19 protein-coding genes are annotated in these 25,361 nt (G+C 36.0%); 8 read left to right on the top strand and 11 right to left on the bottom strand.

What is annotated here, in order from left to right:
* Window positions 1-119: 119 nt before the first annotated feature.
* Complete coding sequence (gene smc / locus EDF66_RS13990; protein ID WP_132843380.1) at window positions 120-3,662, top strand: chromosome segregation protein SMC; 3,543 nt, start codon at window positions 120-122, stop codon at window positions 3,660-3,662.
* Between the two features lie 101 nt (window positions 3,663-3,763).
* Here the strand turns inward: smc and EDF66_RS13985 are convergent, their stop codons facing one another.
* From EDF66_RS13985 to EDF66_RS13965, 5 genes are all read right to left on the bottom strand, one after another.
* A complete protein-coding gene (locus tag EDF66_RS13985) occupies window positions 3,764-4,399 on the bottom strand; it encodes a YceI family protein (RefSeq protein WP_132843378.1) in 636 nt (211 codons plus the stop codon).
* Between the two features lie 114 nt (window positions 4,400-4,513).
* Window positions 4,514-5,839 carry a UDP-N-acetylglucosamine 1-carboxyvinyltransferase gene (gene murA / locus EDF66_RS13980; protein ID WP_132843376.1) on the bottom strand — a complete coding sequence of 442 codons (1,326 nt, stop codon included), beginning with the start codon at window positions 5,837-5,839 and terminating at the stop codon, window positions 4,514-4,516.
* 113 nt (window positions 5,840-5,952) lie between these two features.
* The gene (locus EDF66_RS13975; RefSeq protein WP_132843374.1) at window positions 5,953-6,768 is read right to left on the bottom strand and encodes a DUF4290 domain-containing protein; all 816 of its coding nucleotides are present in this window, start codon (window positions 6,766-6,768) and stop codon (window positions 5,953-5,955) included.
* Between the two features lie 52 nt (window positions 6,769-6,820).
* Window positions 6,821-9,097, bottom strand: coding sequence for an ATP-dependent helicase (locus EDF66_RS13970; protein WP_132843372.1), 2,277 nt, complete (start codon window positions 9,095-9,097; stop codon window positions 6,821-6,823).
* A 381-nt stretch (window positions 9,098-9,478) separates the two neighbouring features.
* Window positions 9,479-10,210: a class I SAM-dependent methyltransferase gene (locus tag EDF66_RS13965; protein ID WP_132843371.1), complete on the bottom strand. Its 732-nt coding sequence runs from the start codon at window positions 10,208-10,210 to the stop codon at window positions 9,479-9,481.
* Window positions 10,211-10,301: 91 nt separating this feature from the next.
* Between EDF66_RS13965 and EDF66_RS13960 the strand changes: the two genes are divergently transcribed.
* Complete coding sequence (locus EDF66_RS13960) at window positions 10,302-11,177, top strand: LysR family transcriptional regulator (RefSeq protein ID WP_132772892.1); 876 nt, start codon at window positions 10,302-10,304, stop codon at window positions 11,175-11,177.
* A 63-nt stretch (window positions 11,178-11,240) separates the two neighbouring features.
* Here the strand turns inward: EDF66_RS13960 and EDF66_RS13955 are convergent, their stop codons facing one another.
* From EDF66_RS13955 to proS, 4 genes are all read right to left on the bottom strand, one after another.
* A complete protein-coding gene (locus EDF66_RS13955) occupies window positions 11,241-12,017 on the bottom strand; it encodes a TIGR02757 family protein (RefSeq protein WP_132843369.1) in 777 nt (258 codons plus the stop codon).
* A 78-nt stretch (window positions 12,018-12,095) separates the two neighbouring features.
* Entirely contained in the window at window positions 12,096-13,241 is a 1,146-nt protein-coding gene (locus tag EDF66_RS13950) for a cystathionine gamma-synthase (RefSeq protein ID WP_132843367.1), read from the bottom strand.
* Window positions 13,242-13,281: 40 nt separating this feature from the next.
* Window positions 13,282-14,067 (bottom strand): GDP-L-fucose synthase, encoded by a 786-nt coding sequence (locus tag EDF66_RS13945; RefSeq protein ID WP_132843365.1) that lies wholly within the window; start codon window positions 14,065-14,067, stop codon window positions 13,282-13,284.
* A 17-nt stretch (window positions 14,068-14,084) separates the two neighbouring features.
* Window positions 14,085-15,557, bottom strand: coding sequence for a proline--tRNA ligase (gene proS, locus EDF66_RS13940; RefSeq protein WP_021192306.1), 1,473 nt, complete (start codon window positions 15,555-15,557; stop codon window positions 14,085-14,087).
* A 176-nt stretch (window positions 15,558-15,733) separates the two neighbouring features.
* On the opposite strand from proS, the gene EDF66_RS13935 reads away from it, so the two are divergent.
* Window positions 15,734-16,870: a hypothetical protein gene (locus EDF66_RS13935; protein ID WP_132843363.1), complete on the top strand. Its 1,137-nt coding sequence runs from the start codon at window positions 15,734-15,736 to the stop codon at window positions 16,868-16,870.
* A gap of 70 nt (window positions 16,871-16,940) precedes the next feature.
* Window positions 16,941-18,506: an OmpP1/FadL family transporter gene (locus tag EDF66_RS13930; protein ID WP_132772899.1), complete on the top strand. Its 1,566-nt coding sequence runs from the start codon at window positions 16,941-16,943 to the stop codon at window positions 18,504-18,506.
* Between the two features lie 63 nt (window positions 18,507-18,569).
* On the opposite strand, the gene EDF66_RS13925 is transcribed toward EDF66_RS13930, so the two are convergent.
* Entirely contained in the window at window positions 18,570-19,919 is a 1,350-nt protein-coding gene (locus tag EDF66_RS13925) for an NfeD family protein (protein WP_132843361.1), read from the bottom strand.
* 46 nt (window positions 19,920-19,965) lie between these two features.
* On the opposite strand from EDF66_RS13925, the gene EDF66_RS13920 reads away from it, so the two are divergent.
* The 4 genes from EDF66_RS13920 to purH all read left to right on the top strand — a co-directional run bounded on the left by EDF66_RS13920 (window position 19,966) and on the right by purH (window position 23,916).
* Window positions 19,966-20,718: a hypothetical protein gene (locus EDF66_RS13920; RefSeq protein WP_132772902.1), complete on the top strand. Its 753-nt coding sequence runs from the start codon at window positions 19,966-19,968 to the stop codon at window positions 20,716-20,718.
* A gap of 9 nt (window positions 20,719-20,727) precedes the next feature.
* On the top strand, window positions 20,728-21,612 hold the full coding sequence (locus EDF66_RS13915) for a LysM peptidoglycan-binding domain-containing protein (protein WP_243655498.1): 885 nt from the start codon (window positions 20,728-20,730) through the stop codon (window positions 21,610-21,612).
* 34 nt (window positions 21,613-21,646) lie between these two features.
* Window positions 21,647-22,282: a uridine kinase gene (locus EDF66_RS13910; protein WP_021188441.1), complete on the top strand. Its 636-nt coding sequence runs from the start codon at window positions 21,647-21,649 to the stop codon at window positions 22,280-22,282.
* Window positions 22,283-22,389: 107 nt separating this feature from the next.
* Complete coding sequence (purH, locus tag EDF66_RS13905) at window positions 22,390-23,916, top strand: bifunctional phosphoribosylaminoimidazolecarboxamide formyltransferase/IMP cyclohydrolase (RefSeq protein ID WP_132843359.1); 1,527 nt, start codon at window positions 22,390-22,392, stop codon at window positions 23,914-23,916.
* Between the two features lie 189 nt (window positions 23,917-24,105).
* On the opposite strand, the gene fabV is transcribed toward purH, so the two are convergent.
* Window positions 24,106-25,302, bottom strand: coding sequence for an enoyl-ACP reductase FabV (gene fabV, locus EDF66_RS13900; protein WP_132843358.1), 1,197 nt, complete (start codon window positions 25,300-25,302; stop codon window positions 24,106-24,108).
* Window positions 25,303-25,361: the final 59 nt, after the last annotated feature.

Below are 25,361 nucleotides of genomic sequence, written 5' to 3'. Positions count from 1 at the left end.
TGTCTGACATAACCAAAGAGTTAGCTAAACTTCTGCTCCCGAATCCCAAAATCGTGCAAATAAGTTGAACTTATTTCTTAATTTCGTTTCCTATTTAATGCAGAAAAATTGTAGTATAAATGCAGTTAACTAAACTAGAAATAAAAGGATTCAAAAGCTTCGGCGATAAGATTACAATCAATTTTAATGAGGGCGTCACGGCAATTGTGGGCCCAAATGGTTGTGGCAAATCAAATGTCGTCGATGCGATACGTTGGGTTTTGGGAGAGCAGAGTACACGTATGCTCCGTTCGGAAAAAATGGAAAACATCATTTTTAATGGAACGAAAAATCGTAAAGCGGCAAACCTGGCAGAAGTTTCACTCACTTTTGACAATAATAAAAACGTACTTCCAACGGCATTTACAACAGTCACTGTGACGCGTAAGCTTTTTAGAAACGGAGATAGTGAATATAGATTAAACGATGTAAAATGTCGCTTAAAAGATATTACAGACTTGTTTTTAGATACAGGAGTTGGAGCAGATTCTTATTCTATCATCGAACTGAGAATGATTGATGAAATCATCAATAATAAAGAAAACTCCCGTCGAAATCTATTTGAAGAAGCATCTGGAATATCCAAATATAAAGTCCGTAAAAAACAAACGCTAAATAAGCTAAGAGATACTGAACTTGACTTGAGTCGCGTAGATGATTTAATGTTTGAGATTACCAAAAATCTAAGATCATTAGAAGGACAAGCTAAAAAAGCAGAAAAATATACGCTTCTAAAAGATGAATACCGCCAAAGCAGTATCAATTTAGCCTATTACCGCATTGCTGATTTTAGCAGTGAACTGGAACGTCTTCAAGGTCAGGAATCCAAATTAAACAAGCAGAGTACCGACGCACAAGAACATATTAATAAAGCTGAAAATGCACTAAAGCAAATCCGAGAAGACAATCTGGAGCAGGAAAAAAATGTTTCCATACAACAGAAAGCCACCCAGGAATTTATTAATAAAATCCGAAATTACGAATCGGAAAAAAAAGTTAAAAACGAACAGCTTAAAAATCTTCAGGATAAAGAAAGCAGATTGAATTTTGAAATCAACAATGACAATCAACAACTCAATCATGTTCTTTATACGATCAAAAGGTTAAATGAAGAGTTATTTCATGAGCAACAACAATTGGATAATTTCCAAACAAACTTAGAAAAAGATAAATTTGAAGTCGAAGAGCTAAGAGGTCAGCAACAAACTGCCAAAGGAAAATTAGACAGCTATAATAAGGCCAGTACAACTTTACAGGACAATATCTATAAGCTTGAAAAAGATATTGCTGTTTTAAATATTCAAAAAGAAGCTTTATTACAAGAATCCATCCGAACGGTAACAGATACTGAATCCAAAGAAGCCGAGTTAAATCAATTCAATATCACTGTAGCTGAATTAGAGGGCCGTGTAGAAACGCAGCAACAACAGTATGAGACCGCCATACAGATGGAAGAAGAATTGCAATCGCAAATTCAAAATCATACAGCAAATATAAATACCCTTAAGGACGAATTAAATAAAGAGTCAAGGTTAGCAGATGCGAAACAGAATGAATATAACTTAACTAAATCCTTAATTGATAATTTAGAAGGCTTTCCTGATTCAATCCGATTTTTAAAGAAGAATGCAGGCTGGAAAAAGCAACCGCCATTATTTTCAGATGTGCTTTTCTGCGAGGAAGACTACCGCGTAGCTATTGAAAATTACCTGGAATCGATCATGAATCACTATGTCGTGGAAACACAGCAAGATGCGGTACAGGCGATTAATCTTTTAAGCGATGCTGCACGTGGTCGTGCAAATTTCTTCATATTGGATGCCATCCCATCCATAAAGACATCTTCATCGATTAATGATGATATCTTAACTCCAGCCTTGAATGTTATTACTGTTGATGACAAATTCAAGCCTCTTTGCGAAGTTTTATTACAAAATGTCTATATTTTGCAACGAGAACGCGACCATGAACTTGAATTACCACTGCCCGAGGGAGGTATTGTTATTTTGCAAAAAAATGGTAAATTTTCGAAAAACAGGTTAGGTTTATCAGGTGGTTCTGTGGGATTATTTGAAGGTAAACGAATCGGACGCGCTAAAAACATCGAAATCTTAGCAAAGGAAATCAAAGCTCTTAATGAAAACATCAATAAGCTACAGGATCAAATAGCCGACGAATCCGGACGTTTAGCGGCATTACAGTCTAATTCCCAAAAGGAAATGATTGATGAGCTTCGTTTTCAATTAAACCGTCTAAATAATGAATTGATATCTGTCAAAACAAAACAAGAACAATATCAAACCTTCATTACTAATGCACTAAACCGCAAGAAGGATATTCAAGATAAAATAATAGCTATTGAAAATGATTTATTGATTGTCGAACCTCAAATTCAAGATTTCAAAAACGAACGTGAGCAGCAGGTAGGTGATCTGCAAGAATTTCAGGACCGATTTAATGAAATTTCAGAGATTTTAACTGAAAAATCCGCAAGTTACAATCAAGGAAATCTCGGATACCATCAGCAACAGAATAAAGTTTCAAACATCAATAAAGATCTCGAATTCCGCGAAACGCAGCAGGAGGATTTTCAATCTCGTATCGAACGTAATACAAAAGATCTCGAGGAAGTACAGTTATCTTTAAAAAATACAGCCCAATTTGTAGATGAAGAAGACCAAGATCTAGTGGAAATGTATACGCAGAAGGATGCACTGGAAAAAGGTTTAGAAGAATTAGAAAAGAGCTACTATGGTGTTCGTAAACAAATAAATGAGTTAGAAGAGCAGATCATACAACACCGTCGATCAAAAGAACAAGATGATCTCCTAATTTCTGAAATAAAAGATAAGAAAACAGCACTTCAGATTGATCTTAACACTTTAAAAGAACGCCTTTCGGCAGAGTTTAATATTGAATTAAAAGATCTGTTAGAACAAGAAGAAACGCCAACAATCACAGAAGATCAAGATGTACTTGTCGCCAAGTGTACGAAACTCAAAAAACAATTGAATGAGTACGGTTCAATCAATCTTATGGCCAAAGAGGCTTTCGATGAGATGAATGAACGTTATAACTTCATCAATAAAGAAAAATCAGATCTATTGGAGGCAAAAGAATCTTTAATGGCAACCATTAAAGAGATTGATGATACTGCAGAGGTACAATTTATGTTTACATTCAATAGTGTTCGTGATAATTTCATCAAAGTTTTCCGCTCCCTATTTAACGAAGAAGATAGCTGTGATTTAATCCTTACAGACCCATCTAAACCGTTAGATTCGGATATTGATATTATTGCGCGTCCTAAAGGAAAAAGACCATTGTCGATCAATCAACTATCAGGAGGAGAGAAAACACTCACCTCAACAGCACTTCTATTCTCACTGTATCTTTCGAAGCCTGCACCATTCTGTATTTTTGATGAGGTAGATGCACCATTAGATGATACTAACATTGATAAATTCAATAATATCATTCGTGATTTTTCTAAGAACTCACAATTTATTGTGGTTTCTCACAACAAAAAAACAATTGCGAGCACAGACATCATCTATGGAGTTACCATGGTAGAACAAGGTGTCTCACGCGTTGTTGCAGTTGACTTACGAGATGTCGCTTAAGAAATAACAGATCTTATTATTTACTAGATTTGCTATTATAAAAAAGGGAGTGATACGATGTGTATCACTCCCCTTTTTTTATAATAATTATTCTGATGAGCTTATTTAGTCGCTACTAGAGAAACCTTAAAGTTTATCTCAGCAGAAATTAAATCATCTTTTTTACCTTCATAACTTACACCCCAATCAGCACGAACGATGTTAAAATCAGCTTCTGTTTTGATTGTTGTAGCATTTGATTCAATTACCTTAGCATCAAATGAGATATTTTTAGTAATACCTTTGATTGTTAAATTACCAGAAATTTTCACATCTTGTGCTGTAGCACCAGCTTCCGCTTTAGTTACAACAAACGTAGCTTCAGGAAATTTAGCAACATCAAAGAAATCCGCAGCTTTTAAATGGCCATCTAATTTCTCTTTGTACTCTCCTTCTAAATCTGTAGAACTAATTGTATTCAAATCCAATGTGAACGTACCACCAGTTAACACACCATTATTCACATTTAATGAACCTGATTTAATCGCAATCGTACCTGTATGTGCACCTGTCACTTTCGTTCCGGTCCATACAACTTTTGATTGTGTTGCATCTACATTAAATACCTCTCCAGCTGGAGTAACAATTTGTTCTGTCGCAACAGAATCTTGCACTTCCGCTTTTTTTCCTTCTGGATTTCCAGCACAAGAAGACATAATAACAGCTGCGATAGCAGGTAATACTAATAATTTTTTCATAACTAACTTAATCTATTTTATATGTTTAAACACTTGATTAACCAAAGATATTATAAGATCTAAATAAAATCTACTAAAATACTATACAATATCAAATTATGACAATAACATGTTTTAGTGTCCTTTAGGAGCAACATCAACGCGACGAATATCAGCGCCTAATTTCTTTAATCGCTCTTCAATATTCTGGTAACCACGCTCTATTTGCTCGATATTATGAATAGTTGAAGTACCTTTTGCAGATAATGCTGCGATCAATAAAGATACGCCTGCACGGATATCAGGTGAAGTCATTTCAATTCCACGTAAAGGATACATTTTATTCAATCCGATTACAGTAGCACGATGTGGATCACAAAGAATAATTTGAGCCCCCATGTCAATCAATTTGTCAACAAAGAAAAGACGGCTTTCAAACATTTTTTGATGTATCAAAACATTTCCTTTTGCTTGTGTAGCGACAACCAAAACAATACTTAATAAATCTGGTGTAAATCCTGGCCAAGGTGAATCTGATATCGTTAAAATTGAACCATCAATAAATGTATCTATTTCGTATGAATCCTGCGCTGGAATAAAAAGATCATCACCACGCAACTCCATTTTAATTCCTAAACGTTGGAATACGGTAGGAATAATCCCCAATTCTTTGTAACAGACATCCTTAATGGTAATTTCAGAACCAGTCATAGCTGCTAAGCCGATGAAAGAGCCAATTTCAATCATATCTGGCAACATACGGTGCGATGTTCCACCCAAACGCTCCACACCTTCTATAGTGAGCAAATTTGAACCAATACCGGAGATATTAGCACCCATGCGATTCAACATTTTGCATAACTGTTGCAAATAAGGCTCACAAGCTGCATTATAGATTTCAGTTTTACCTTTAGCCAATACTGCTGCCATAACAATATTAGCAGTACCTGTAACAGATGCTTCATCTAACAAGATATAAGCTCCCTTTAATTGAGTAGCATCGACATTAAAGAAATGATTTTCCGAATCGTAGATAAACTTGGCTCCCAATTTTTCAAAACCCAAAAAGTGAGTATCCAAACGACGACGACCAATTTTATCGCCTCCGGGTTTTGGAATAGCTGCCTTCCCAAAACGTGCTAATAAGGGTCCTACAATCATAATAGAACCTCTTAAGCTCCCTCCTTTTTCTTTAAATTCTGACGATTGGAAATAATCTATATTGATATCCTTAGCTTCAAAAACATAAGTATCCTCATCAATACGATTGACACGTACACCTAATGCTATTAAGAGATCTATTAATTTATTGACATCCTTAATGTTTGGAACATTACTAATTGTGATGGGTTCTTCAGTCAACAATACTGCAGACAAAATCTGTAATGCTTCATTTTTCGCTCCCTGAGGAATAATCTCTCCTTTTAATGGCTTCCCGCCATTGATTTCAAATGCATTCATGCGTACACCTATATCTTTTTATATTTTCCTTTGATGTTATAAGAAAAAAAGCAATTGAAAAGAAATATAAATCACTTCACAATTGCCTTATATCATACTTAAAGTATTAACAATTATCCTCTCTTATAACCGCTGTTACTATTGCTATTATTATTGTTGCTGTTATTATTATTTTGGTAAGGACGTCTATTGTTATTGTTACTACTTCCGCCACCTGAATTGCTTCGTTTTTGGAACGAATTTGTTCCCGAAGGTCTTCTGTTATTTGAATTATTATTGTTGTTGCTCCGACTATGGTTATTATTAGAATGCCCGGAATTGTTATTAGTAGTTTGTATCGGATTATTTCCTTTAACTCTATTTCCCGGAGGCGCACTTTTGAAATCTTGTTTGGTCAAAACTGTACCTTCTGGCAATTGCAATACCTTACTTGACAATTCTGCTAAATCTTGAATAATAAATTCGTCTGCTACCGCATCTTTATTCCATGTTGTATACGCCATCTTCATGAAATTGGCAATTGAAAGCGCCATTTTTTGACGTTTTTCTTCATCCGTAATGGAAATTGCCTTATTAATCATTTTCTCCACTGTAAAACCATAATGCTTGTACTTGATATTATGCTGCGGATAGGATAACAATTCTGGCTCATGCTTCACCAATTCTGGAGTTGCTTTAGGATATGGAGAATCCACGTCAATCTGGAAATCAGAAATAATTTGCAAGTGATCCCACAATTTATGCTTAAAATCTGCCACGTCGCGTAAATGAGGATTTAACACCCCCATCATATCAATGACAACTTGAGCATACTTATTTCTTTCTTCTTTTGTAGGTAAATCACAAATATAGTTTACCATATTTTGCACATTCCTACCGTATTCAGCTAGGATTAGCTTCGGTCTTGTGCTGTTGTAGTCAAAGTTCATATAGTGAATTTCAGTACCAATACAACGTTGTATTCTGTACTTTGGTATTAAATTATTGAATAATTCTCAGTTTTGCAAATTTAAGCAACAATTGTTTCTGTCCCAAGTCTTTAAAGAAAATAGTTGCTTTTACTTCTCCCTTTGATCCTTCGAGGTTAACAACCTTTCCGAAACCAAATCTTTCGTGTTCCACTTCCATGCCAACCTGCAAACTATTTGTGTCGGATGGAGTAAAACCAGCGGAAGGTGTATGCGCTTTGGGTAATATCGAGGTAGTTTTAAAAGGTTTCGGCTTAGGTTTCGAAAAACTATCCGTCTCTTTTTGCTGCCAGGCAATACGCTCACCTTGGAAACTTCCAGATTCTGCAGAAGAACTTTGTCTTGGTTTAAAATCCAGATCCAAACAAGATGGATTCAGTTCATCCAAGAATCTGCTTGGTTCACAGTTATTAAGTGTTCCCCATCGATATCTAGAAGTTGCGTACGAAAGTAATAATTTTTTTTCAGCTCTGGTAACTGCAACGTAAAATAATCTTCTTTCTTCCTCCAGTTCAGTCCTTGAATTAAGTGCCAACTGAGATGGAAATAAATTTTCCTCTAAGCCAACGATGAATACGACAGGAAATTCTAAACCTTTAGACGAGTGTATCGTCATCATTGAAACCGTATCCGCATTTGGATCTTTATCGTTGTCATCATTGGTCAGCAAAGCAATATCCTGCATATAAATGTCTAACCCACGTTCCTCAATATCCTCGCGTTCGGAAAACTCTTTAATACCATTGAGCAATTCCTGTATATGTTCGTACCGTGTCAATCCCTCAACAGACTTATCTTCATATAGTTCCTTTAATATACCTGAATGCTGTGCTATATGCATTGCCGTATCAAAAGCACTATTAGTTTTTGCAAGCGCTTGAAAACTCAAGATCATTTGACCAAATCCTCCAACAGAAGCGGCACTACGTCCGTCCATAAACATTTGAGCATTCGCTACAATATCCCAAAGACGGTATTGATGTTGATCTGCGGCGATCACGATTTTCTCAACCGTGGTATCACCAATACCACGACGAGGATAATTGATCACACGTTTCAACGCCTCTTCATCGTTTGGATTAAAAGTAAGTCTAAAATATGCAATTAAATCTTTAATTTCTTTTCGTTGATAAAAAGAAGTACCACCATATATTTTATAAGGGATATTTATTTTTCTTAAAGCTTCCTCCATTGCTCTAGATTGCGCATTGGTGCGATAAAGAATAGCAAAATCTTTATAATTATAAGATTTTAAAGACTTTTCTTGCGAAATTAACTCTGCAACAATTTTGCCCTCCTCATTATCTGAAAATGCACGGGAAACTTTTATCTTCTCTCCTTCTTCATTATCAGAAAAGACATTCTTTTCCAACTGATTTTGATTGTTAGCAATAACCGAATTCGCGGCGTTAACAATCATTTGAGTTGAACGGTAATTTTGCTCTAATTTAAAAACCTTTACTGTAGGATAATCCTTTTGGAAATTCAAGATATTCTGAATATTTGCACCACGGAAAGCATAAATACTCTGTGCATCATCACCAACTACACAAATATTCTCATTAACAGCAGCTAATCGCTTAACGATTAAGTACTGTGAAAAGTTGGTATCTTGATACTCATCAACCATCAAGTATTTAAACTGATGCTGGTATTTATGCAACACTTCAGGATGCTTATTCAACAAAACGTTGGTTTTGAACAACAAATCATCAAAATCCATAGCCCCTGCACGATAACAACGTTGCGCATACGTCATATAGATTTCTCCTAACTGACCTCTCCCGTTAGAAATATCTTCCGCTTTTAGTGCTTCATTTTTATTATACTCCTGTGGCGATATGAGATTATTTTTCGCTTGAGAAATACGCCCATACACATGATTGACATTATAAAGTTTGTCATCTAAGTTCATTTCTTTCAAAATGGAACGTAGTAAACTTTTCGTATCATCCGTATCGTAAATCGTAAAATTACGCGGGTATCCAATCAATTCAGCTTCTACACGCAAAATCTTGGCAAATACGGAGTGAAATGTTCCCATCCAAATATTTTTAGCCTCAGCACCAACCACCGACATAATACGATTACGCATTTCTTTTGCGGCTTTATTAGTAAAAGTTAAAACTAATATATTGAAAGGATCTACTCCTTTTTGTATTAAATGGGCAACGCGATAAGTAATGACACGTGTTTTTCCTGATCCAGCCCCAGCAACTATCATTACTGGTCCATCAGTTTGTTCTACAGCTCCTCTTTGAGAAGGGTTCAATCCTGCTAAAAAATCCAAAGCTTTCTCCTAATATTATATGTTATTTAAAATAGCTTATAAAAGTACGAAAATCATTTGGCGGATAGGCAGTCATCGTCACAAATAATAATTTTTTAACAAAATCTGCATCCTCTTATGAATATGTAAAAGACTGATTTGCACTTCAGCTAATACTCGTTCAATATGCAGTAAGATTTTCATCGGATTTAACTGAGTTTTAATAGAGGGTTTATAGTGTTTTACCTCTATGAACCCTCTATTATCCCTTTAGAATATCTCTAAAAAATAGTACCTTAGTATAAGGCATATATAAGTATATTTACTATTAAACAGCAGCTTACTAAGGTGATATTTGTAAACTAAAATTTATCGTCTTTTAAAATGAATCAACTATGCTTCTTAAGATGCTGTAGTTCGAGATTTAAAAGCTACAAAAGAGGCAAAATTCAATTTTTTATGGAGCACATCAACAGAATTGAATCCTACTTTTTTAAGCAAATCAAGCTGATAAGTTAAACTCCGCGGTGTATCTTCATGCTCGATATAAGCAAAAACATGGTCACGATAATTTTCGTCTTTCAAACCCGTAAGGTATCTACCATAGTAATTATCATAAATCAATTTTTGAATGGCATCATGATCATGAATCACCAGATCAAAAATCCAGATACTCCCGCCCTCTTTGAGTAAGCTATACAGTTTTTTAAATGCATGCTCCCAATCTTGGTCATCACGGAGATGATGAAAAACCGCCGTTGCAATAATAACGTCATAATGATTTTCTTTTAGCTCGGCAGTTCTAAAGTCACCTTTTAATATCTGAACCTGTCCAGATATGACTTCTTGTACACGTTCTTGTGCTTTTTCCAACATCGGCTGACTTAAGTCAACCAAAGTACACTCAAAATCGGACATCTTTTGCGCTAATTTAACAGGGTAATTACCAGCGCCACAACCAATATCTAGCACGTGATTTAATTCCGGATACACAGCGGCAATACCATCAGTAATCAGTTCCATATTAAACAAGGCATCTAAAGTCGTCTGCTGTCCTGTGTCAAGATTTGAAAACCGTGCTACATCCTGGTCAAACCGTTCTTCAATTTCTTTTAGCGTTGATTTATATTCCATCTTTCTAATTTTTAATATTTTCAAATCTAAAACATTGAATAATACTTTAAAAATACTATTTTAGGCAATTAATAATACCTTTCAAGTATCGATGGAATTAAGACATTTACATTATTTTAAAGCAGTGGCAACGGAGTTACACTTCGGTCGTGCGGCAGAAAAATTGCATATCTCTCAACCGCCTTTAACCCGTCAGATTAAAGATCTGGAAAAAGAATTAGGGGTCATTTTATTTTACCGGAATAATAAGCGTGTTGAATTGACAAATGCAGGACGCTATTTTTTACAGGAATGTGATCAACTGATGCAGCAGCTGGAAAAGGCTAAGCTCATGACCAAACAATTACATCAGGCTATTTCAGGAGATTTCAGACTCGGTTACATTAGTTCGACCCCAAAGAAAATGCTGGCTAAGATATTGAAACAAATCAAAAATGATTTCCCCTACTTGCATGTCTATCTGTATGAGACCTCTTCTCAGAAACAAAAAACGGCATTAGAAAATGGGAAACTTGATTTAGGAATACTACGAGCACCTATCTTTACAACTAATCTTCAGGTGTATTCTTTGTTTAAAGATTCCTTTTGCTTAGCAACGCCTAAAAAGTGGGGTAAGGACATTCATGCACTTACTTTAATGCAAGAAGATTTTATTTCGTACAATTCAAGTTATGCTGATGATTACCACAATCAGATCATAGCCTGTGCAAACCGGATCGGTTTCCATCCACAAATTGTACACGAATGTAACACTATGCATTCCATATTAGAATTGGTAGCGAATGGATTAGGTATCGCATTTGTTCCAACTTCGGTTGCAAAACAGAATACCGAATTGCCATTAGAATTTCATGCTTTAAAAGAACAGGATATTCAGACAGAGGTGATATTAGCTTATGACAACAAAAGTCAACATCCCGTTTTACAGCAATTTATTACATTAATTAAAAAATATTATACCGCTTAACGTATAGCTATAAGCTCGGAATTATAAAACAGATCAGTTGATCAAAGAAACATCTGATCTTTTTTACAACTCACGTTCTACTCCTAGGCCAAATAAAGCAAAATCATATTTAACCGGATCCAATGGATCTAACTTTCTCAAATTTTCAGTAAGCTGCATCGCTGTTTTCCAGTTTACCTGATCCAAAGTTATTAATCCAAATTTACGAGCGACACGTTCGACATGAAGATCACAGGGACAAATAAGATCCTTCTGATTTAAACGGCTCCAAATTCCAAAATCTACTCCTTTATCATCATGACGTACCATCCACCGCAGAAACATATTGATCCTTTTAACAGTAGATTTCTGTATTGGAGAACTAATATGCTTTCTCGTTCTTAATGGATAATCAGGAAGAGAAAAAAAGTAATTTTTAAACTCATCTAAAGACTTTTCTAGTACAACTGTACCCGTATTTTCCTGTCCAATTAAAAATGCATCTTCCAAAGAGGAAAAATGATTATAATGATAACGAAAAAACTGAATAAAATACAGAAGATCGGTATCGTTAAAAGTACGATGCTTAAATCCGAGCAACTGCTTTAAATCAACCTCCTGATGATTCATGATGAAATCATGTGGACTTCCATCCATACGTTCTATCAACTCTGTGCATTTATTAATGATGGTCTTCCGTTGCCCCCAAGCTAATATTGCCGCTATAAACCCCATGATTTCCACATCCTCTTTCTTTTGAAAACGATGTGGAATACAAATCGGATCATTCGGAATGAAATTGGGTTGATTATACTGTTCGACTTTTTTATCCAAAAAATCCTTAATATTAAAATCTGCCATCTATTTAAATAAAAACCATCAGTTCCTCCCGATAAAATTATCAGAAGGAACTGACGGCTAAAACTTTTTAATCTATTATTAAACTAACGCTTGTTCCAGATCAGCAATCAAATCATCAGCATCCTCGATCCCAACTGAGATTCGGATCAAATTATCGACCACACCTACTTTCTCACGTATTTCTTTTGGAATAGATCCGTGGGTCATTGTTGCTGGATGATTAATCAGAGACTCCACTCCTCCTAGTGACTCAGCAAGTGTAAACACTTTAAATTGCGAAGAAATGCGAAATGTTTCGTTTAGATCAGCACCTTTTAAAACAATAGATATCATACCTCCGAAATCACGCATTTGCTTTTTAGCAATATCATGTCCAGGATGATCTTCAAATCCTGGCCAATAAATTTTTTCCACTTTTGGATGACTTCTAAGATATTCAGCAACTTTACGTCCATTAGCACAATGTGCCTCCATACGTAAATGTAATGTCTTGATGCCACGAAGCGCTAAAAATGAGTCCTGTGGTCCAGGAGTTCCGCCTACGGCATTATAAAAAAAGAATAATTGTTTGTATAACTCGTCTGAATTCATAACTAGTGCCCCCATAACCACATCCGAGTGACCATTAATATATTTGGTAGCTGAGTGCATAACAATATCAGCACCAAGGTCCAAAGGATTTTGTAGGTATGGAGAAGCAAAAGTATTATCAACTACGTAAAGCACTTTCTTTTCCTTAGCAACCTGGCCAATAGCCGCAACATCCGCAATCTTCAATGTCGGATTAGTCGGAGTTTCTACCCAGATTAACTTCGTTTTGTCCGTTATCGCTTCCCGTACAGCATCAGCATCTGAAGTATTTACAAATTTAAAAGTGATTCCATAGGCTTCATAAACTTTAGTAAAAATACGGTAGGAACCACCATATAAATCGTCTCCCGTAACGACTTCGTCTCCTGGTTTCAATAGACGCAAAACACAATCCGTAGCGGCCATACCGCTTGAAAAGGCTAAACCATGCTGACCATTCTCTAAAGCAGCTAAACAGTCTTCTAAAGCTTTCCGTGTAGGATTTGTTCCTCTTGAATATTCGTAACCTTTATGCTCGCCTGGAGAAGCCTGTTGATAAGTAGAAGTCTGATATATAGGAGTCATCACTGCACCCGTTGTAGGGTCCGACTGTTGACCAGCATGAATCGCTTTAGTTGCAAATTTATATGCCATATTATTTAATATTTATATTAATTCTGAAAAAGTAAATTTATTAAAAATCTAACGGAGATTCATATTTAAAAGTATAATTCAAGTCATTTTGCAAACGATTTGACTTTACTATTTTCTGAAATGAATCACTATTATTAAAAGCAGTTGGTAAATCAAAACCGTATTTCTGTGCTGATGCTTCGACAACATCTTGCTTTAATGGATGATGAGGACATACCACGTTGTAGATTTTATTGTTTAAAGGCTTTACAAAACCCTCACTTATCAGCGACGCAACATCTTCCAAATGAATAAAATTGGCAGGCTGTCCACCCGTAGTGCATTCTTTCTGCTGAAAATATTTAGCAAAAATGCGATTTTGACCAAACAGGCCTCCTAGACGGTAAATATGCGTATTTGGGAATACACCAATAGATTTTTCAGCAAGCAGTAATTTGGACTGCAGTTCATCTTCTTCAAAACTATCCTCATCTATTTCTTTCGAAACATCGGGATATATTCCAATTGAGCTTAAAAATATTATTTTACTATAGTGTAAACTGGATAGAAAGTTACTTACTCGAAGGAACCTTTTAGTCAGGTCTTCTATTGTTGATTTATTTGTTGCAGGAACACTCACCAAGATATAATCAAAGTCTTTTGGCAAATTAATAGTAGGAGTTAGTGGTTCGTCGAAATTTTGCTTAAATGCAAAAATACCATCGGTTATTAACCGATGGTATTTTTCTGCTGTAGTGGTAGATGCCCAGACTTCATGTCCTTCTTTCAACCATAAATTAGCGACAAACTCTCCTACCCATCCACAACCTAATATGAGATAACGCATGAGTGATTGATTATAGATTAATACGCTTTTGCGAATAAAACACGTTTTGTCGAAGGCTTACCTGTAAAAATACAAATACCAGCTTCCTCTTTCGCGTCTAAAGGCACGCAACGAATAGTCGCTTTTGTTTCTTCTTTCACTAGTTTTTCTGTCTCCACAGTGCCATCCCAGTGACAAGATATAAAACCAGCTTTCGTTTCCAAAACTTCTTTAAACTCATCATATGAATTTACTTCAGTAATATGAGAATCTCTGTAATCCAAAGCCTTTTTAAAAATGTTTTCCTGAATTTCAGTCAATAAACCTTCGATTCTATCTGCTAATCCAGCTTGTTCAACAGTCTCTTTGGTCTGTGTATCACGTCTTGCTAATTCAGCAGTTCCATTTTGCATATCACGTGCTCCAATAGCTAAGCGCAATGGTACACCTTTTAATTCCCATTCTGCAAACTTGAATCCAGGTCTTTGCGTATCACGATCGTCATATTTCACTGAAATATTTTTACTTTTCAATTCGCCAGACAAAGCATCGATAAAATTATCAATTGCTTGCTTCTCTTCTGCTGTTTTAAAGATTGGAACAACAACAACTTGGATTGGCGCCAACATTGGAGGCAATACCAGACCTTGATCGTCCGAGTGTGCCATAACCAGAGCTCCCATCAAACGCGTCGAAACACCCCATGAAGTTGCCCATACATGCTCTAATTTACCTTCTTTAGAAGTAAATTTCACATCAAAAGCTTTAGCAAAATTTTGACCAAGAAAATGTGAAGTACCTGCCTGCAGAGCTTTACCGTCCTGCATCAATGCTTCAATACAATACGTGTCTATCGCTCCCGCAAAACGCTCGTTTTCAGTCTTACGACCGCGTATAACCGGCACGCCCAAATATTTTTCAACAAAGTCACCATATACATGAAGCATCTTTTCGGTCTCTTCAATTGCTTCTTCCTGAGTTGCATGCGCGGTATGGCCTTCTTGCCACAAGAATTCAGTGGTACGCAAAAATAATCTGGTACGCATTTCCCAACGAACAACGTTAGCCCACTGGTTCACTAAAATTGGCAGATCCCGGTAAGATTCAATCCAGCCACGGTAAGTATTCCAAATAATCGTTTCAGATGTTGGTCTAACGATTAACTCTTCTTCCAATTTAGCATCTTCATCAACAATAATATTTCCGTTACCATCATTTTTTAAACGGTAATGTGTCACTACTGCACACTCTGTTGCAAAACCTTCTACGTGTGATGCTTCTTTCGAGAAAAATGACTTGGGGATGAACAAAGGAAAATAAGCATTACTGTGACCAGTATCTTTAAACTTTTTATCCAAAACCGCTTGCATACGCTCCCAAATAGCATATCCATATGGCTTTATAACCATACAACCTCTCACAGCAGCGTATTCTGCCAAGTCAGCCTTGATCACAAGGTCATTATACCATTGCGAATAGTCTTCTTCACGACTTGTTATACCTTTACCCATATTATTAATTCAAAAATTATTGTAACATTGTGATTAAGAATTCCGTCTAATAAAGGAATATAAGTTTTAAAAATAAATATTTATTATTTTTGAGAACACGATTAAACCCTTATCTGAAATTTGGGTCTAAGATAGTAAATTAGACTGTATTGTCGAACATAACGACTTAGTATATTATGAAAAAAAATAGTTTTTTACTCGGCGCTATTGTGATTTCAGGAGCCCTTACGCTGGGATCTTGTACTACTAGCAGACCAATCACTCATAGTGATGATGTCTATAATAATAATGCCCAGGCAAGACCAGCTTATCAAAGTCCGGATTACTACTATGCGGATGAAAGTGAAGCTGATCAAGTCCAAGATAACGGATATTATAGTGATGAATATTCTGATGCAGAATATGAAGAAGGAAAATACGAAGACTTGGAATATGCGAATCGAATTAATCGATTTTATTATTCTTCACCAGGTATGACTTACTTTGATCCATTCTTTGATCCTTGGTATGGTATGGGAATGGGATACGGAGGCTTTTATGGTCCTTCATTTGGTTTCGGATATGGTAATGGTTTTGGAGGTGGCAGATGGTCCATTGGCCTAGGTTTTGGTTTCGGCTATGGTTCTGGCTGGGGTTACAATCCATGGTACCCAGGATGGGGCTGGGGCGGCGGCTACGGTGGATATTGGGGTAATGGATATTGGGGCGGCGGCTACTGGGGTGGTGGTTATGGTGGCGGATACTGGGGTAACCACAGATCACGTGACTTAGCAGCACGTTCACCTTACCGTGATAACTACAACACACGTTCGAGATCAGGTACGCGTTACAGTGATGGTGGAAGAACTACTGGACGTACACGTTCGAATGCTGTCGTCTCTAGAGATGCGAACGGTAGAATTAGCAGTGTTGGAAGAACACGTTCTTCTGCATCAAGCAATAATCCAAATGATACCAGAGCAGGAAGAACACGTATCGGTTCAAGCAATACCAACAGAGGTGATTATAATAATGGTGTTGGCAGAACACGTTCAACACGTTCTGATAATTACAACAACTCAAATGGTAATGTAGGCAGAACACGTTCTACAAGTTCAACAAGAGTACAACAATCAAACCCAGCGACAAGAAGTACAAGTAGAGATACTTATCAACCTTCAAGAACACGTTCTAGCGAACCGGTTCGTTCATCGCAACCAACGATGCGATCACAATCGAGCGGAAGCTTTAACAGTGGCGGTGGTGCCACTCGTTCATCAGGTGGTGGCGGAGGAGGCGGTGCTACACGCAGTGGTGGAGGCCGTACAAGATAAATATGATTCATAAGAAGAGTGGTTGATGAAAATTCAATCACTCTTTCATTACTACTATATATAAAACTATATGACTATTAAAAAAATACTTTTTGGGAGTGTACTAGCTATAGGTATGGTTGGCACCGCAAAGGCCCAGTCAATGACGGAAGATGTACTTTTGTTTTCTCAAGGAGACAATGGAGGAACAGCTCGTTTCAAGGCTATGGGAGGTGCTTCAACTGCATTAGGTGGTGATATTAGCGCTATAACAGGAAACCCTGCAGGTTTAGGTTTTTATAACCAATCTGATGCTTCTGCAACTTTACGTTACCAATATGGGAAAAATAAGATGGATTATTTCGGTAACAAAACCAATAGCAAAACAGACAATTTTAACCTGGATAACGGTGGTGTTGTATTTCATTTACCAACCACCCGTTACGGCGGAGACTTAACAAAAGGCTGGTTAAATTTTAATGTTGGTATTGCTTACAATCGTACGAATCTTTTTAACAATAAATTAGACTATAGTGGCATGAATAGTGACAATTCGATCACACATGCGTATGCAGATCGCATGTTCGATGAGGATGGAAGTGAATGGGCAAATGACATGAAATCATCCTTTATGTTTGATAAAACTATTGGCAAAGACAAAAACTTTTATTTTCCAATTGCTGAAGATAAAGGAAGCGAACAACTGAATTCAGTATGGACCAAAGGTGGGAAATCTGAAACAGCATTATCTTTTGGCTCCAACTATAGCAATAAATTTTATATCGGAGCAACTTTCAGCCTAACAGATTTCCGTTATGAAAAATCTGCTGTTTTTACAGAATACGGCATAACGAAAGATGCGGCTGGTATTAAAGCATTGAATCCTGAATCAAAATATCTAAAGGCAGATGAAGAGCAGGCAAAATTTGTTGATGTGGACTACGAACTATTTGACCATTACGGCCAAGTGACTCAAGGATCTGGTTTTGATTTTAAATTAGGTATGATCTATAAAGCCACACCTTCTTTAAGTTTAGGATTTACGGCTAAAACGCCTACATTTATGTCAATTACAGATGAATCGACCTCTTATACAGACATTAACTACTTTAAGCCAAATGCCGATAAGTCATTCCATAATTTCGCATCTAAGTATTACGATACCTCGTACGATTATAACTTACAAACTCCCTATAAGCTTTCAGCTGGTCTTACACAATATTTTTCTGCCGGTCTATTAACTGCGGAAGTTGAATTTGTCGATTATGCAAGTATGCGCTATAGAGATGTTTATAATAATAATTCAAACGAGCAGCAGATGAATGCTAATATTAAAAACACATACCAGGCAGCCTTCAATGTACGCGTAGGTGGCGAGGTATTATTTAATCAGATATTAAGCGGAAGAGCTGGTTTCAATTATAATGGTAATCCGTACAAAGATGCTGAGTATAAAACTTATGGCATTTCAGCTGGTCTAGGTGCTAAATTAGGCCGTGGTGTATATCTTGATCTGACAGGTGTATATAATGCCAACAACTATAAAGAAAATCCTTATAGAATCACTTATGAAGGCGACTGGAATACGGTTAGTCCAAGTGTTGACGTTAAGAATAGCAGAACAAATGTAATGTTAACGATAGGATCAAAATTCTAGATCCTATTATACGAAAAAAAGGCCTATTTCATATGAAATAGGCCTTTTTCGTATAAGTTACCTTTAAGCCTTTTCTGCTTTTCGTCTTACAAATAAGTTGTAGTTCTCATGCTTATCTACATAAATCTCCTCCCCTTCTTCAATAAATCCATCCAAAGCCACAGCATCGTACCAGACTCCCTCTATTTCAATCTTACCAGATGGGCGCAATACAGTCTTTGCTACACCTTCCTTATTCAATAAATTGGACTTTAAAATAGAGGAGGTATATCCTTCTTCCGATTTTTGCTCTTCCTTTAAAACAAGTCGTCTAAAAACTGGAGCCTTTAACAGATTTTTCCCAAAGATGACCATCAATATGATCGACAGTATCATGGCTCCTACAACTAATAAAAATGAATTAAATAACATACCTGGATAAGCGAGTTTAAAATCTAAAAAATCATTGGCAACAAGACTAAAAGTCAGACCGCAAATAACGAAAATTATTCCTAATATACCGGCAATTCCAAAACCGGGAATAACAAAAACTTCTAAAAGAATTAATACAAGTCCTACTATAAAGACAGCTATTTCCCAATTTGCAGCTAAACCTTGAATATAGAGTGGTGCAAAGAACAGTAATGCCGCTACAATCGCAACAGCAATAGCAAATCCTAAACCAGGGGCTTGCATTTCGGCATAAATACCACCTATTATTAACAAAATCAGTATACCACTTACAGCTGGATTTATTAAAAAACTGATTATATGATCAATTGTACCCTTACGATAGACAGTTTCTTGTACATTGACTATATTTAAGTCTTTATAGATCATATTACGATTGCTAACTTCCCCCTTTGCCAGTCCAAACTTAACAGCCTCACTGCTTGTTAGAGTCAACAATTGTCCATCTTGCTTTATCGACGGCAATGATACATTAGGATCAACAAAAGCTTCTGCCAATTTCGGATCACGATGTTTTACCTCTGCCGTTGCGCGCATCAGTCCTCGCATATAAGATTGGTACTTCTCAGGAAGCACTTCTCCATTAGCATTGACAACACTTGCGGCACCTATACTTCCCCCCGGATGGATATAAATATAGTCACTAGCCAAGGATATCAGCGCTCCTGCAGAAGCTGCATTATTATTAATATAAACAATCGTCTTAATCTTTGAGTCAAGCAATTTTGTCCGGATAGAGTCTGCAAAATTTAGGGCTCCTCCATATGTATTCAATTCCATTAACACATAATCCACCTTTTTACTCTGTGCGCTGTCGTAAACTTGTTTTACTGTACGCCAGGCACTTGGCCCTATATCATCCTTTAATTCAAACACATATATCTTTTGGGCAAAACTTGATGTGAATAATACCAAGCTTAAAAAGACTGTTATTAAAAATGATTTACTAATTTTGCCTTCCATAAATAAGATTATTAAAAAAAATAAACAAGCGATTAATACATTTGCTATGTCTAAATATACTATTTCTAAAGCATTTTCTCAAACCTTCAGATTTCCGGTCTGGAAAATAGAAATAGATGAAATAAGCAGATTAATTGCTATTGAGTGCCGCGATCCTGAAAATACTATTCCTTACATCACAGTTCTGGATTTTAAAGGTATAGTGCATTTAGATCATTTTAGACTACCAGAAAAGGAATGGACTTTAGCGGCTATCCAAGATCAAGTTGTCGTTTTAAGGAAAGTTTCTGAAAATAGTCCTGTATCTCCAGGTGTTTGGATGCTATTTCATCAGAAACCAGATACTACTTATTTATACCATCAATATCAATATCTTGGGATACTCAATGGTTATGTAAATGTTCGTCCACAACATATCACTGCAGGTTTCGAACAGTATTTCTCATTTCTTTCAAAAGAAATTTTAACCACAGTACCTTCAGAAATTAAACCTTTTGAAAATGATATAGTCTTTCCTTTGGAATTTAATGCGCAAAAACCTTCATTTTTGCAGCATATTAAAAATAATGAAGATCTATGGATCAGTAAATGCAATGATCATTTTCTATGGTCTTATCATGAAAAACTGGACAAAAAATATACCATCAGATTGTTGCTTTCTGATAAAAAACAAGTTCTAGATGAAACGTTAATTATTAGCGATCTGGATTTAAAACTAGTGCAAATCTATTTTCAAATTGGGTGTCAGATTTTTCTTTTAACACACAATAAACAAGAATTTGTATCGTATTTAGTATAATTGTAAAACATGATGAACATTCTATCAAAATCTACCACATATAAAACACTAGCATTCTTATCATTAGCAATGTTAGCGATAAATCATAACAATGTGTCAGCAAGCACATTTACGGTTGCAGCAGCACCAGACTCCATCGGAGTTGAAAAAATTGATGGACAAGAATATGTTCTTTTCAAAATTGAAAAAGGCGATAACTATTACCAGTTAAGCAAAAAATATAAAACTACTGTAGGTAAAATAACGGAATTAAATGGGAACAAAACTTTAGCTCTTGGCCAGATTGTCAAAATCCCGACCGGTCGCATGTTTTATGTAACTCCAAACAATTCAAAGAATTCGACAGTTAAAGGCTCCCAAAAAGAACTGATCGATTATAAAGTTGGTGACCAAGAGACTCTGTATGCTATTTCACGTAAATTTGACGTAACTGTTGAAGAAATAAAGAGGGCAAATAATCTGAGGTCAAACAGTATCAGCGGAGGCCAAATATTAAAAATCCCTAATAACAGCAACTTAAATATACCTCAAAAACCAGACACGCTATTTATCGGTCCAGATACCACTGCTATAGAAGAACCCGTTATTGCAGCTAACAAATATGGAATTCGTGAGAAAACAGAACGTGGAATTGGCGTTTGGATAGATGGGCTGAATGAAAATGGGACCAGTAATTTAGCATTACATAAAACTGCGGCGGTAGGTACCGTGCTTAAAATTACAAATCCGATGACAAGAAGCGTGACCTATGCTAAAGTGGTTGGTAAATTTAATGAAAATGCAGATACACACAATGCAATCGTCGTTTTATCAAAATCTGCAGCCGCTTACATAGGCGCTTTGGATAAGCGCTTTCAAGTCGAAATTACTTACGGAGTTCCTTTAGAAGATTAGTGCTGATCGATTCTTTCCGAATATTATATATTAAATGAATAAAAAACCATATGTCATTGGAATCGCAGGTAGTAGCGGTTCTGGTAAAACATTTTTTCTAAACTGTTTTTTGAAACACTTTAGTCCCGACGAAGTGACGCTTATTTCACAAGACGACTATTACATACCAGCAAATACAAAGACGCAGGAAGAAAATAAATTGTATAATTTTGATCTTCCAACTTCGATTGACCGGAATGCTTTTTATAAAGACATTAGTGATCTATTTGACGGAAAAACAATTTATAAAGAAGAATACACATTCAATAACCCTGCTATAAAACCAAAGATGCTGGAAATTAAACCAGCACCTATTTTGATTATTGAAGGACTGTTTATCTATCATTATACAGAAGTAAACAAATTAATCGATCATCGGATATTTTTAGATGCAAATCAAGATATCGCATTAGAACGCAGATTGCGACGAGATCTTATTGAGCGTGGTTATTTTGAAGATGATGTTCGCTATAAATGGGTTAATCATGTTTTACCGTCTTACAATGAATATTTATTGCCCTACAAAAATAGTTGTGATCAGGTTATAATCAATAATACGGACGATCCTGAACCGATCTGGAAGATCACAGATGATATCTGCGCGGATTTAAAAGATAAAATTTATAAATAACAATAAAAAGACTGTGTAGAACAGTCTTTTTTACTTTCAATCGTTCCTAAAAGGTTTGTGCATACTTATTATTTACCTATCTTTGCGCCAGCAAACAAATTATACTAATGAGCCATTCTGTAAAGATTAAAAATGCTTTAGTGTCTGTATATTATAAAGACAACTTAGCACCATTAATTCAATTATTAAACAAATACGGTGTTACCTTCTATTCTACAGGTGGCACAGAAGCTTTCATCAAAGATTTAGGTATTGATGTAGTTCCTGTAGAAGACTTAACGAGCTATCCTTCCATTTTAGGAGGTCGTGTAAAAACATTGCACCCAAAAGTATTTGGTGGTATATTAGCGAGAAGACCTTTAGAAAGCGATCAACAGCAATTAGCACAATACGAAATTCCGGAAATCGATTTAGTCATTGTTGATTTATATCCATTTGAGGAAACAGTCGCTTCTGGAGCTTCTGAAGAGGACATTATTGAAAAAATTGATATCGGTGGCATTTCATTGATTCGTGCGGCGGCTAAAAACTTTAATGATGTTGTTATCCTATCTTCTAAAAATGATTATACAGCTTTAGAGGAAATGTTAGCAAACCAAGAAGGTACAACTACATTGGAGCAACGTAAAGAATTTGCTAAGCTTGCTTTCAATACTTCTTCACATTACGATACTGCTATTTTCAATTATTTCAATAAAGAAAATACGCTTGATATATTCAAACAATCGGAACAAAAAGCTCAAGTATTACGTTACGGTGAAAATCCACATCAAAAAGGTGTTTTCTATGGTGATTTAGATGCTATGTTTACAAAACTGAACGGCAAAGAATTATCCTACAACAACTTGGTAGATGTAGATGCGGCAGTTGCTATCATTGATGAATTTACGGAGCCTACATTTGCAATTTTAAAACATACAAATGCATGTGGTGTAGCTTCACGTCCTACAATCAAACAAGCATGGGTGGATGCTTTAGCATGTGACCCTGTTTCTGCGTTCGGTGGTGTTTTAATCACTAATGGTGAAGTAGATGCTGAAACTGCTACTGAAATCAATAATTTATTTTTCGAGGTTCTTATTGCACCTGCTTACTCAGAAGAAGCAATTGCAATTCTTACCGCAAAGAAAAATCGTATTATTCTAGTTCGTAAGGAGGTTGAATTACCATCACAACAATTCAAAACATTGTTAAATGGTGTTATACAACAAGATAAAGACAATACCGTTGAAGGACCTGAGCAAATGACTGCTGTTACTACAGTTGTCCCAACAGCGGCTCAATTAGAAGATTTATTTTTCGCAAACAAAATTGTTAAACATACCAAATCAAATACAATTGTATTTGCTAAAAATGGCACATTGATCACTTCAGGTGTTGGTCAGACATCACGAGTTGACTCATTAAAACAAGCTATTGAAAAAGCAAATGCTTTCGGATTTGACTTAAAAGGATGTTCAATGGCTTCTGATGCTTTCTTTCCTTTCCCTGACTGTGTTGAAATTGCAGCTGAAGCGGGTATTGCAGCAGTTCTTCAACCAGGAGGCTCAATCAAAGATCAATTATCAATCGACATGTGTAATGAAAAAGGATTAGCAATGGTGACGACAGGAGTGCGTCATTTCAAACACTAATCTTCCGATTGAATCATATACAATAGAGGAGACTGTTACCTAATAAGGAGACAGTCTCTTTTTTTTTATAAATAAAGTCAATCTGCAGAACGAAGCAATTTTCGACAATCTTTAAAAGTGTCATAAAATAGCATATAATAAATAAAGGCGTCCAATGGTCGCCTTTATTTATTATATAATAGTAACAGCTTAAATGCTTGGTACGTTTACCAATTCATTTGTATCTGCATTATAGTCGATACTATCAAAATTAAAACCAAATAGGTTAAAGAATTCGTCACGGTAACCTTGAATGTCAGAAATTTCTGATAGGTTCTCTGTACAGGCTTTTTCCCAAAGTGCCGCTACTTCTGCTTGAACATCAGCTCTCATTTCCAAATCATCTACACGGATACGACCTTTTTCATCCAATTGAACTTTACCGTCAGCTGTGTAAAGACGCTCTGCAAATAAACGTTGCATCTGCTCAATTGTACCTTCGTGAATACCTTTTTCTTTCATCACTTTGTATAGTAAAGAAATATATAAAGGAACAACAGGAATTGCAGAACTTGATTGCGTTACCAAAGCTTTATTAACCGAAACGTACGAAATACCGTTAATATCTTTCAATAAATCATTTAAAGCAGGTACAGTACCTTCTAAATCATCCTTCGCACGGCCAATTGTACCGTTACGGTAAATCGGGAATGTTAACTCAGGACCGATATACGAATAAGCCACTGTTTTAACACCATCTGCTAATACACCAGCTTCTTTTAAATCTTCAATCCAAAATTTCCAATCTTCTCCCCCCATTACTGCTACTGTATTCGCAATATCTTCTTCATTATCAATCGGATTAATCGTGATATCAGAAATCACACCAGTATGAAAATCCACTGTTTTATTTGTAAAAGGAACATCAATCGGTTTCAAAACAGAAGCATATGAAACACCTGTTTTTGGATGTGTCCGTCTCGGAGAAGCTAAACTATAGATTATTAAATCAACTTGACCTAAATCCTGCTTGATTAATGCTATAGTTTGTTTTTTGATTTCATCAGAAAAAGCATCACCATTGATACTTTTTGCATAAAGACCAGCCTCATGTGCTTCTTTTTCAAAAGCAGCAGTATTGTACCAACCAGCTGTACCAGGTTTCCCTTCAGCTGCCGGTTTTTCAAAAAATACGCCAATTGTTGCTGCTCCAGAACCGAATGCTGCTGAAATACGAGATGCAATACCGAATCCTGTTGATGCACCAATGACCAATACTTTCTTAGGGCCATTAGCAATTTCACCTTTAGATTTTACGTATTCAATCTGGTTTTTAATGTTTTTCGCAGTTCCTTCTGGATGCGAGGTTAAACAAATAAATCCTCTAGTTCTTGGTTGTATAATCATAATGATTAATTTTCTTACTCATGTTTTATTAAGGATGCAAAATAAACAAATTTTAGTAA

Source organism: Sphingobacterium sp. JUb20 (genome assembly GCF_004342035.1).
GTDB classification, from domain to species: Bacteria; Bacteroidota; Bacteroidia; order Sphingobacteriales; family Sphingobacteriaceae; genus Sphingobacterium; species Sphingobacterium anhuiense.
Note: the sequence above shows the minus strand (reverse complement) of the source record. Positions and strands in the feature narration are given on the sequence as shown.